At 37.8% G+C, this 11,497-nt stretch carries 10 protein-coding genes; 3 read left to right on the top strand and 7 right to left on the bottom strand.

Annotated elements, in window-relative coordinates; genetic code table 11:
- Positions 1-512: hypothetical protein (locus BR30_RS34420; protein ID WP_035446085.1), on the top strand; the 512-nt coding region annotated here is incomplete at its 5' end.
- Between the two features lie 117 nt (positions 513-629).
- On the opposite strand, the gene BR30_RS0123710 is transcribed toward BR30_RS34420, so the two are convergent.
- The 7 genes from BR30_RS0123710 to BR30_RS0123680 form a co-directional block, all read right to left on the bottom strand.
- Positions 630-1,748, bottom strand: a complete 1,119-nt coding sequence (locus BR30_RS0123710; protein WP_231507796.1) for a mechanosensitive ion channel family protein — start codon at positions 1,746-1,748, stop codon at positions 630-632.
- 182 nt (positions 1,749-1,930) lie between these two features.
- Complete coding sequence (locus BR30_RS0123705; protein WP_026567165.1) at positions 1,931-2,671, bottom strand: YwaF family protein; 741 nt, start codon at positions 2,669-2,671, stop codon at positions 1,931-1,933.
- Positions 2,672-2,858: 187 nt separating this feature from the next.
- Positions 2,859-3,665 (bottom strand): hypothetical protein, encoded by an 807-nt coding sequence (locus BR30_RS0123700; protein ID WP_081825563.1) that lies wholly within the window; start codon positions 3,663-3,665, stop codon positions 2,859-2,861.
- Between the two features lie 85 nt (positions 3,666-3,750).
- Positions 3,751-5,445, bottom strand: coding sequence for a sigma-54 interaction domain-containing protein (locus BR30_RS0123695; protein ID WP_026567163.1), 1,695 nt, complete (start codon positions 5,443-5,445; stop codon positions 3,751-3,753).
- A gap of 200 nt (positions 5,446-5,645) precedes the next feature.
- Entirely contained in the window at positions 5,646-7,103 is a 1,458-nt protein-coding gene (gene putP, locus BR30_RS0123690) for a sodium/proline symporter PutP (protein WP_442853001.1), read from the bottom strand.
- 132 nt (positions 7,104-7,235) lie between these two features.
- Positions 7,236-8,804 (bottom strand): L-glutamate gamma-semialdehyde dehydrogenase, encoded by a 1,569-nt coding sequence (gene pruA / locus BR30_RS0123685; RefSeq protein WP_026567161.1) that lies wholly within the window; start codon positions 8,802-8,804, stop codon positions 7,236-7,238.
- 30 nt (positions 8,805-8,834) lie between these two features.
- Positions 8,835-9,749 (bottom strand): proline dehydrogenase family protein, encoded by a 915-nt coding sequence (locus BR30_RS0123680; RefSeq protein WP_026567160.1) that lies wholly within the window; start codon positions 9,747-9,749, stop codon positions 8,835-8,837.
- A gap of 375 nt (positions 9,750-10,124) precedes the next feature.
- Between BR30_RS0123680 and BR30_RS0123675 the strand changes: the two genes are divergently transcribed.
- Both BR30_RS0123675 and BR30_RS0123670 read left to right on the top strand, forming a co-directional pair.
- The gene (locus BR30_RS0123675; protein ID WP_026567159.1) at positions 10,125-10,553 is read left to right on the top strand and encodes a hypothetical protein; all 429 of its coding nucleotides are present in this window, start codon (positions 10,125-10,127) and stop codon (positions 10,551-10,553) included.
- A gap of 36 nt (positions 10,554-10,589) precedes the next feature.
- The gene (locus tag BR30_RS0123670) at positions 10,590-11,459 is read left to right on the top strand and encodes a nuclease-related domain-containing protein (protein ID WP_026567158.1); all 870 of its coding nucleotides are present in this window, start codon (positions 10,590-10,592) and stop codon (positions 11,457-11,459) included.
- Positions 11,460-11,497: the final 38 nt, after the last annotated feature.

Genomic DNA, 11,497 nt, shown 5'->3' with positions numbered 1-11,497 from the left:
CCACAATGGAAACTTCGCAAGTAACACCTATTGAAGAGGCTAAAATTAATCTATCAAACCTTAAATTCACAATGGGAACTTCGCAAGTAACACCTGTTGAAGAGGATGAAAGTAATCTATCAATTCCTTTGTCCACAATGGAAACTTCGCAAGTAATACCTTTTGTAGAGGATGAAATTGATTTATCAATTCCTTTATCCAGTATGGAAACTTCGCAAGTAATACCTTTTGTAGAGGATGAAATTGATCTATCAATTCCACTCTCCACAATGGAAACTTCAGTCGAACCTACTGTCGAAGAGGCTCAAAGTGATCTATCAATTCCTTTTTCTACTATGGGAACTTCGCAAGGAACTGCTGATGAAGAGGCTCAAAGTGGTCTAGCGGCTCCTGTATCCACAAAGGAAAATTCGCAAAAAATAGCTGATGATAATGAACTAAGTGATCTAGCAGTTCTCTTTACCGTAATGGAAAAGTTTATACGAAAATATACAAATAATAACCAAAATTAATCATTTTTGATCCTCAGATATGGCGATTTATGGAATTCATCACTATCACTAATAACATAAAAAAGAAAGACCATCATTTGTTGGTCTTTCTTTTTCTATGTTGCTATAAATCAATTTTCAATCAAAAGAACCCATTGTTTGGAATAATTCTTCATTTGATTTTGGAGTTACGTAAATTGTTCTACTTGGAAACGCTATGTCTACTCCCTCTTCTTCTAATACACCCATAATAGCTAAATTGATTTCATGTTTAATTTTCACGTGTTCTGCCCATACTGTTGAATTCGTGAAAAAATAGACAAGAACATCGAGACTACTCTCATTATAATGATCGAATGCGACCATAATCGTATCAGGATGGATTTCTTCATGAGTCATCAATAAATGTTCAATTCGTTTAACGACTCGTTGAATTTGTTCTTTGGTGGTTTGATAGTTAAGTCCTAAGTGGAAAGTGATTCGTCTTTTCCCCATACGGCTCCAATTGGTAATGGCTTCGTTGGCAAGGGTTGCATTGGGAACGGTAACTAGTGCCTGACTAAACGTACGTATTTTAGTACTTCTAAAATTTATATCTTCGACAATCCCCTCGACACTAGGTGTTAAGATCCAATCTCCAATGGAGAAAGGCTTTTCTGTTACAATGACGATTCCACCAATTAGATTACCTACCGCTTCTTTAGCAGCTAAAGCAAAGGCTAGACCCCCTAACCCAAGACCAGCCACCAGTCCGTTTACGTCGTAATCAAACTCCTGGCCAATAATACTAATACTGATGGCAATGATGATGACACGGATCGTCCTTGAAATGAACGGTAATAGAATTAAATCAATCTTATTGTTGATCTTTTGATTAACACTTATTAAGATCCCCTCAGTTGGCGATGACAAATTAAACAATCCCCATGTAATTAATACAATGACCATGGAACGTAGAAATTTTAAAAATAACGCATTATGCTGTTCGATAAAAGGGAAATAATCCATGGCTAAATATAAACCTACAATAATAAAGAACCATCCTAAAGGACGTTCAAACCCTAAACAAATTTTTGTAAAAACATCAGTTGGTGTCTTCCTAGACAATTTTAAAATCAACTGAAATACATACTTTGTAAATAAGTTTCTAAAAAGGATAAATAATACCAAAATACCAATGGAAATTCCTAAATTTTGTAACATGTCATAGTCTATCCCCGCCATTGAAAAAGCCATGACAAATGAACCAAAAGACATTCTAAAATACCTTCTCTCTTTTTACGATAAATTTTTTGCAGAATCACATCCTCATATAATAACTGCATAAACAAAATTTTTGAATACAACTATAGTCTTAGATTAGAAGAAAAAATACAAAATCAAATAAAAGGATGAAGTCCAGTGCCTCCATCCTTTTATTACCGTTTGATTGATCTTGTTTAACTAAGCGCGTTATCAATTTTAACTTCATTTTTTTTGTATCTATTTTCGATTCTTTGTAAAACAGCCATTGGTAAATAGGTGATGAAAAATACAATCAGTGCGGCAATCTCTAAATTAATATAATACATAATCCCACTTCCGAAAAAAGTTAGGATTGTTTTTGCTTCTGTTGGACTCGCTAAGTAGAAAAAGTTCGTGCCAAGCAGCAGATTTAAGAAAAATATGGGGACGGCGATTATGTTCACGGTTAAGAAACTAGATATAATCGCTTTCATCGGTACCCTATAATCTTCATAAAGAATAAAGTAAAATGCGGTTAACGGAATAACGGAATGATGAAGGAAATATTCAATATAGCGAAAATGAGGGAAATTGTAGGTCATTTCAGGTGTAACCATTGCTAAAATGGGAGTTAATGTACCAAAAAAATACAACAAATAAAACACCTTTTTGCTCTTTTTCAAGAATAAAAATATCGCTAAAAACGAACTAAGAGAACAAAGTTGTAAAGGAAGATCCTTCACTTCCCATTGGTGGGTGAGGATTAACCATAATTGCAAGGAGATTTCACAGGCAGGCAACAGTATAAACAAAGTCCATTTAAAGATCGGTTGGTATCGCTTCTGTCGATTTCTGAAATGCACCAAAGCACCACATGCAGCGAAGAATAGTACTAACGTAGCAATGTGGACTGTAGAAAACATCTTGAATCCCTGCATTCCTGTAGCAGAAAACATGATGCCGTCACACCTCTCCCTGTACATTAAAATGTTGTTATTCTAAATTGTATTCAATTACCCAAAAAACTGACACGATATTATTTAGTTCGGACTGATTAGGTCAACTGCCTCGATACAGAAAAAAGTTGGTACCTTTAGAACCAGGCACCAACCCTCTTCTAACAATTTCTGTGGAAATTTTGCCTCATACCTTTTCACATGCTCCTAATAATTTCTCAGTCTGTTCAAGTACTAAGAAAAGTTCATCCCAAGAATTTTGTGTAGTCAAGTTCTGGGCATGTGCTAAGTTGTTTCGTAAACCTTCTAATTGTTTAAAATACGTTTTCCCTTTGCTCTTTGATTCAATCCCCAAAAGTTCCCGTAATGGACTCTCATTCAAGACGATGTCTCGTTTGTCGCAAATTTGTAGACAATCACATAATTGAATGGCTTCGTTTCGTGACTTTCTAAGAGAAAATAATTCCTCAGCTAATTGAATTCGATGGGGATTTAAATGTTTTTTCCAGGTATCCTCAGGGAAAAAATCATTTATAATTCGATAAAGGTGCATCTCTAATAAGGAAATCAGCCCAAATAGTAACATTCTAACGGGAGGTTTCTGAAGATCTGCCAGCGTCACAACTTTGGTTATTCTGTTTCCTTCAAGGATAAAGATTCTGTCAATCTCTTTAAGAATAAACAGCGTATCTATAAGTGGTGTGGATTCCGAGACAAGCTCGGTCGGACTAAAACTCCGATAATACTCATGACAGATTCCTTCCTTTAATTCATTTCTGACAAGATAACCAATAACAATTCCATGATCTTCCACACCCATAACATCATAGTCTTTCATTAGCATCATGTTTTTAATACTTTCGGCATCATCAGTAAGATGACACGTATCCATGGTTTCTGAAATACTGTTCACCGTAATGTTTTGCTCATACAACGACCGAAGATTTTTATACGAACTCACTTTATCACGTTGTTTTGTTGGCATAAATGTCAAATAAATCTCCTCCTATTATGCTCTTCTTGATGATCATTGACTTTAGATTTAAGAAAAAATACACCATTGTTGGTGTATTTTTCGTTTAATGTAATCCATATTCTTTTATCTTGTTATACAATGTCCCTCGTGAAATCCCTAAAAGGTTGGCCGCTGCACTTTTATTTCCATAGGTTTTTCTTAATGCTTCTTCAATCTCTAAGACTTCTGGATTTATAAGAACATCTTCCTGTTGAACGATTTCCTCTTTTTGGCTGGTAGTTTGTTTCACCATTAACTTACTTTTAATACTATCGGGCAAATGTTCATCGGTAATAACGGATTTGTCAGTAAGGAGAACCAACCGTTCGATTGTGTTCCTCAACTCACGGATGTTACCTGGCCAGTCATAGTTCACCAACTGATTCATGGTTTCAGAAGAGATCTCCAGTACCGGTTTTTTATATTTAGAGTTGAATTCTTGAACAAAATTCTGGGCATGGGCAACGATATCCTCTTTTCTAGTTCTTAAGGGCGGTATATCGATGGTAATCACGGATAAATGAAAATAAAGCTGCTCGTTAAAACTTCCTTGTTTCACTAGTATCTCAATTGATTCTGAGGTGGAAGTTATGATTCGAGTTGGCGAGGTAATTTTCTCTATCCCACCTACCCGGTAAAACCGATGATCGACCATATAATTTAATAGTTTTCCTTGAACCTGAAGCGGCATCTTATCAATATCTTCTATAAATAACGTACCGCCTAAAGCTTGCTCGATCCGGCCGATTTGTAAGGTTTGCTGTTCGGCAGTATAGTTTTCCTTTTGAAAACCGAAAAGTTCCATTTCCAACAAGGCAGAAGGAATGAGCGAGCAGTTTAGGGTGATAAAAGGCCCTTCAGCTTTTGTTCCTCCATAATGAATCGCCTGTGCCAGCATTTCCTTTCCAGCCCCAGGTTCCCCTGTTAAATGGATAGGGATATCGGCATGGGCGACCTTTTGCGCAATCTTCAAAGCTTCCTGAAATTTTGGACTCCCGCTTACCATGGTTGAGAAGGGATTGGACTTTTGAACAAGCACGGATGAGTTGGAATCCAATTCTTCATTAAGTCGGATAATATTCGTGATATTCTGTTCGGTAGCGACGCCGCCAATGATCTGATTTTCTATCAGTATCGGTGAAGCGTTAATGAGAACGTGTGTATCCTTATCAGGTCGATGATATTGCCCTCTTACCGGTCGTCCTTCATTTAGTATCCGGTGAAGGACAATCGATTCATCACGAAAGTGCTCCCCTATTTTTTTTCCAAGGATGTACTCTTTTTTTATCTTATAGGTTTCTTCCGCTGTAGTACTCCAATAGACAACTTGTCCCTCTTGATCAACTGCTGTAACCGATTCATTGATCGTCTCTGCTAACGTCTGAAAATAAGCAGAAATCTGGCGGTTTTCTTCTTCAAGCATTTCCAGCCGCTTTTCAGCTGAAAGAACCCCAACAATTCCTTTTTCGTCTTTAACAAGTACCGGTCGGCGCCAATCAACAGCCTTATCGGCTCCATCGACATCCAAAATCACAGATGATGGCAGCCATTGAAGCTGTTCAAGCCAATCAATAATAGGTATGGAGTCGTCACCTAAGTTCATCAGGCTTTTTTCATAATTAGCAATACTCAAGTATGTTCCACCTGACACGATAACAAAATGGTACTCGTTCAGCTTCTTTTTTATTTCTAGTAATGGTATATGATGATTAACAATTGTAAAGGAGTCATCCAATAACAATTGAGCATTTTTGAACATACTAAAATCCTTTCATGCCTTTATTATCCTTTAACATTATCATAAAATGAACATCTATTCTAGCGAATCAGCCCTTTTAAGTGCAATACATTAGGACTCTTCTTATATGAATGAAAAAAGCTGAACCCGTATCTTAATCCGGGTATCAGCTTTCATTTTTATAAACATATTCTCTTATCCCTATCAAAAGGCGTAAAAGGTTAGGCCGAGTGTTTATACTGGTCAAATTCTCTTTGTAATTGCTCACTCGGTTCGGGAGTCATCAAGCTGACAATCCAGATGGCAGCTAAGCCTACAATGAATCCTGGGATAATTTCGTACAAACTATTCTTTAATACCGGTACACTGGCCCATATGATGACCGTTACGGCACCGCCAACCATTCCAGCAAGTGCGCCCCATCTGTTCATCCGTTTCCAGTAAAGGCTCATTAGAATGACAGGTCCAAATGAAGCTCCAAAGCCAGCCCAAGCGTATCCGACCAGCGATAAAATGGTTCCATTCTTATCAAACGCAAGTACAACAGCAATAATCGATACGACAAGCACGGATAGTCTGCTAATCAACATGAGTTCTTTATCTGTTGCTGAGCGGCGGAAGAACGTCTTATAAACATCCTCGGTCAGCGAGCTTGCTGTCACAAGAAGCTGGGAAGAAATCGTACTCATTACCGCTGCTAATAATGCGGCCAGTAAAAATCCAGTAATTAAGGGATGAAATAAAATTCGACTTAGTTCAATAAAGACGGTCTCAGGATCTGCTAGTGTGAGTCCTTGTTTAGAATAAAAGGCCAAACCGATGAAACCGGTAAACATCGCACCACCTACCGAAAAGATCATCCAGCCCATACCAATTTGTCTTGCTTTTTTAATTTCTTTCACGGACGAAATCGCCATAAAGCGGACAATAATATGCGGCTGCCCAAAGTACCCCAAGCCCCATGCCATCAAGGAAACAATTCCTAATACAGTGGTCCCTTTAAAAATATCGAATAACTTCGGATCAATCCCCTTTATTTCCTGAAATGCGGGACCAAACCCGCCTACTTCCATAATGGTTACAACTGGCACCAAAATAAGTGCTGTGACCATGATTAAACCTTGTACAAAATCGGTCCAACTCACCGCCAAAAATCCGCCAAATAACGTATAGGCAATTACGACAGCAGCGATAATCCAAAGTCCTGCCTGGTAATGCATATTAAAGGTTGATTCAAATAGAACTCCACCTGAAACCATTCCCGACGATACATAGAAAGTAAAAAAGACAATAATGATAAGTCCAGAAGTCAAGCGCAGCAAATTCGAACCATCAGCAAAACGATTCTCCAGAAACGCAGGAATGGTCATCGAATTGTTGGCCTTTTCTGTATAAGTTCTTAACTGTGGTGCTACATAAAGCCAGTTGATATAGGCCCCTATGGTTAAACCGATAGCAATCCATGAGGCGCTCAAACCTTGAGAAAACATCGCCCCTGGAAGACCCATAAGCAGCCAGCCGCTCATATCAGATGCCCCTGCACTTAGTGCTGTAACAGCAGGCCCCAGCCCTCTTCCGCCTAACATATAATCTTCAAGATTAGACGTACGCTTGTACGCAAAATAACCAATGATCAGCATACCTACCATATATATACCAATAGAAATAAGAATCTGTATATTCAAAGCCTATCCCCCATTCTGTTTTTGACTCACAAAATCATATGAAGCGCTTACAATAAAATTTTAAACACGGTTGGTTTTAGGAGAATTCCCCCCTCTTAAAAGGAGGGTTCCCCGTTTATATAGTGATTAAAGTTTTCTAGATTTCAGTTTCGCTTGAGTAAACAACAGCAGGTAATCGTATCCGCCAGCTTTTGAATCGGTGCCTGACATGTTGAATCCGCCAAATGGATGGGCACCAACTAATGCACCCGTACACTTTTTATTGATGTAAAGATTTCCGCAATGCATGTTTTCAAGGGCATACTGAATTCGTTCCTCATTCTGGGAATGATAAGCGCCTGTTAATCCATAATCAGTATCATTATAGATTTCAATCGCTTCCTGCCAGTCTGCTGCTTTCGCAAGGGCAAGGACAGGACCAAAGATTTCCTCCTGCATGATCCGGGCTTTTGGTTGGACATCAGCAATGATGGTTGGTTCAATGTAGAAGCCGTTCCCCTTTGCTCTAGAGCCGCCTGTAAGCAATCTGCCTTCTGTTTTACCAATTTCGATATAGCCCATAATTTTATCCACTGATTTTTGATCGATCACTGGTCCAACCGCATAGTTCTCTTCGGGAAGACCAACCGTTAGATTTTTCGTTAACTCCGTTACTTTCTCCACGACTTCATCATAAACCGATTCGACAATAATCGCTCGAGAGCCCGCAGAACATTTTTGTCCTTGGAAGCCAAAAGCAGAAGCGACAATCGCTGATGCTGCTGCATCTAAGTCTGCTGTTTCATCAACAACCACTCCGTCTTTTCCGCCCATCTCAGCTATGACACGCTTTAACCACAATTGGCCAGGCTGAACCTTAGATGCTCTTTCATAAATTCGGCAGCCTACCGCCCGTGAACCGGTAAAGGAGATAAACCGAGTGCTTGGATGCTCAACCAAATACTCACCTACATCAATTCCATCGCCTGGCAAATAGTTGAGAACGCCTGAAGGAAGACCCACCTCTTCCATCAATTCCACAAATTTGGCTGCAACCACAGGAGTAGCATCCGCTGGTTTTAAAATAACCGTATTTCCTGAGACAATGGCTGCGACAGTTGTTCCCGCCATTATCGCCAATGGGAAGTTAAACGGAGAAATGACAATCCCAACACCTAGTGGAATATAAGAAATTTGATTGTCTTCTCCTTCGATGTTCACAAGCGGTTGATGAGTGCTTGTCTCGCTTAGGCGAATCATTTCTCTCGCATAGAATTCCATAAAATCGATGGCTTCTGCTGTATCGGCATCTGCTTCAGCCCAGTTTTTCCCAGATTCATAGACAAGGTACGAAGAAAATTCATGCTTACGCTGTCTCATAATAGCTGCTGCTTTGAATAGATATTCCGCACGCTCTGCCGAAGCCACCTTTTTCCAAGTTTCAAAGGTTTTTAACGCTTCTTGCATCGCTTTTTCAGCCAATTCTTTATTTCCTTTGCTAACTGACCCGATGATTTCATCCACATTTCCTGGATTAATTGAAATCGTTTGTTCTTCGGTAAATAGCTTTTCATTGCCGATTACCAGTGGGTACTTCCTGCCTAGTTCTGTTTTCACTTTCGCAAGCGCTGCATATATTACTTGCTTATTTTCCTCTTGAGAAAAATTCGTAAAAGGCTCATTTTTAAATGGTGCTGTTTGTGTTACAGTTGTCATAATTTTCCGACTCCTTTTTATATAAAATTTCTATTTTAATAGATTTTTTAGAACAAACCATACGTTTGCGGGTCTTTCTGCCAACCGTCTCATAAAATAACCAAACCAGTCTACCCCGTAAGGCACATAAACACGGACATTAAACCCTTCTTTTACAAGCTTTGCTTGAATATCCTCACAAATTCCATAAAGCATCTGGAATTCAAATTGCTCTTTAACTATTTGATGTTCACTTACTAGCGTTTTTGTGTACTCAATCATTGCTTCATCATGGGTGGCTACCGCTGTATAGTTCCCATTTAATAGATGCTGCTTAATAATCTTTTTAAAATTCTCATCCACATCTTTTTTCTCTGGAAAAGCAACTGTTGGAGACTCTTTATATGCTCCTTTTACGAGACGCAGGTTTGCGTTCAGTTGATTTAAGTCTGCAATATCCTGTTCTGTTCTAAACAGGTAGGCTTGAATAACAAGTCCGACATTGTCATATTCCTTCCGGAGCTCTTTATAAATATCCAATGATATTTGACAGTGATCATAATCTTCCATATCGATTCTGACAAAATTTTGATGGAGCGCTGCCCGGTTAAGAATTTTACGCATATTCTTCATACATAACTCTCTGCTAATATCAAGGCCAAGCGATGTCATTTTAAGAGAAAGATTAGACTTGACCCCTGCTTCAGCAATCGCATCGAGGGTTTGAATGCACATGGCCGTTGAGTCCTGCGCCTCTTCTTCTGTATAAACAAATTCCCCAAGGTGGTCTAAGGTGACCATTTTCCCATCACGGTTCAACTTTTTCACGGAATCAATGGCGGTTTGGATCGTTTCCCCCGCCACAAATCGCCCAGCTCCAAATCGCAAACCGTATTTTTTTGCTAGTTTATTAGCTGAGGTATTCTTCCCAAGTGTTTGAAACATATTTCTCATTAATAACTCCATTACTTCAAACCTCCTTAATCGAATGAACAAAAATGTTTATTATGTAATTTCTTAACACAATCTTATAACAAATTATACATAAGTGTCTATATATTTTTACAATTTAAACATATTTGTTAACTTGTTAATCCGAATATACTCCTTGTTCAATATTTTTTGAACAACATTGTAAGAAAATCAGACATAGTTTTTCTCTATTCTCTAATAAGAACAATCTATAAACTGATAGAGAGAATTCCTGCTACTATTTCAATGGAGGTTTTCTTTGAAAAATGCGATAGGAACAAAGTCTAAAGGCACATTGATGGATTTACTTTCCACTTGCATTTCTTAAAAATAAAAAGTAAAGAGCTTGAAAGGACGTGTTCGGGTAAGATGATTTATATATGGGAGATTGAGAAAATCATTGAACATACATTGCAAGAGCATAAATTAACAATTGAGTATGAAATTAACAATACCCTGCCCGCACCTATGAGTTTTAACGTTTCTACTAATACGCTTAAGTTTAACTATTTAAAAATTAATGGATATATAGCAAATATTAACTTTAAAATTAAAGAAAAAGATGAAGATTGTGTTAAAATTATCCTATATCATCAACTCGGTTACTATTTGGATTTTAAGAAAAACAAACATGATTTAAGGATCATAAAGTATGGCGAAGATGATGAAAAAGCACAACTTCTAACTAAAATAGAAACGAATGCTTGGGAATATGGCAGGACCTTGGTACCTGAGAAACTAGTAAATTCCTATGATAAAGTCCGCCAATTAGATAAATTGCTGATAAAAAACTATTAATAAAAATATATGATCTGATAGATAAGGAGAAAATCAATGATTTGGTTAATTGTTTCCACTTTACTAGCTGCATCTGTCGCTTGGTTAACTTATATCGTAAAAAAGGAAAAGGCAAAACAAAAAGAAATGAGAAGCGATCATTACCAAGAGCTAGAAGCGCTCAAAGAAATACAAAAGGCATCGATGGAAACGGCAGCAACGAAGTACGATGAAAAGGTATTGAGTTTGAGCGAAGCTTACCAACGTGAAATAGAAAAACTAGTCATTGAAAATGAAGAGATACGGAAAAATTATAAAAACCAAGGGGAAATCGTCACCCATCAGATCCTAGAAAATTTCAAATCAGATTTAATTCGAAAAAAAATTATTCCACCAGATGAAATGATTATCATGCCGAACATTTATATACCCGATGGAAATGGTAATACTCGGCAGATCGATCACCTTGTCCTTTTATCAACTGGTATCTATGTCATAGAAACCAAATACTGGAAAGGTCACATTGTTTTGGGATTAACAAGAAATAACAGCCAGAGGTTTTCTTTTTTAGCAGAAATATTAGATAGCGAGAAAGAGGAAACGCTGATCTTCAGTAAATCAGTGTCGGGAGCATTAACGGTAAAAACATGTGAAAATCCAATAAGCCAGGTTCAACAGACTGCCGTCATCCTATCCAATTATTTGGAAAATCAAGATATTACAACATGGATCAACACCTTGGTATTCTTTAATTACGATGTAAAAGAGCTTCACGATTGGTCGGACAACAGCTTAGTAAATCGGGTGGCCAACAAAGAGCAGTTACACCAGTTTTTTATCAATGAGCTTACATCCAAAAATAGAATATATGGAGCTTTTCAGCTTAATACGATCAGGCATCTGATCGAAAACGCGAATTATCATTGATATGCCCAAAATAAGATTACTAGTAATCAAAAAAAGGA

The sequence above is a fragment of the Bacillus sp. UNC41MFS5 genome, assembly GCF_000686805.1.
The sequence above is the reverse complement of the archived record's forward strand: the minus strand, read 5'-3'. Positions and strand labels throughout refer to the sequence as shown.

What these genes read in the sequence shown, in the direction of transcription:
- BR30_RS0123710 (WP_231507796.1), bottom strand. Translation starts at nt 1,748, where the DNA reads ATGTCTTTTGGTTCATTTGTCATGGCTTTTTCAATGGCGGGGATAGAC.
- BR30_RS0123670 (WP_026567158.1), top strand. Translation starts at nt 10,590, where the DNA reads ATGATTTGGTTAATTGTTTCCACTTTACTAGCTGCATCTGTCGCTTGG.
- BR30_RS0123695 (WP_026567163.1), bottom strand. Translation starts at nt 5,445, where the DNA reads ATGTTCAAAAATGCTCAATTGTTATTGGATGACTCCTTTACAATTGTT.
- BR30_RS0123675 (WP_026567159.1), top strand. Translation starts at nt 10,125, where the DNA reads ATGATTTATATATGGGAGATTGAGAAAATCATTGAACATACATTGCAA.
- BR30_RS0123705 (WP_026567165.1), bottom strand. Translation starts at nt 2,671, where the DNA reads ATGTTTTCTGCTACAGGAATGCAGGGATTCAAGATGTTTTCTACAGTC.
- BR30_RS0123680 (WP_026567160.1), bottom strand. Translation starts at nt 9,749, where the DNA reads ATGGAGTTATTAATGAGAAATATGTTTCAAACACTTGGGAAGAATACC.
- pruA (WP_026567161.1), bottom strand. Translation starts at nt 8,804, where the DNA reads ATGACAACTGTAACACAAACAGCACCATTTAAAAATGAGCCTTTTACG.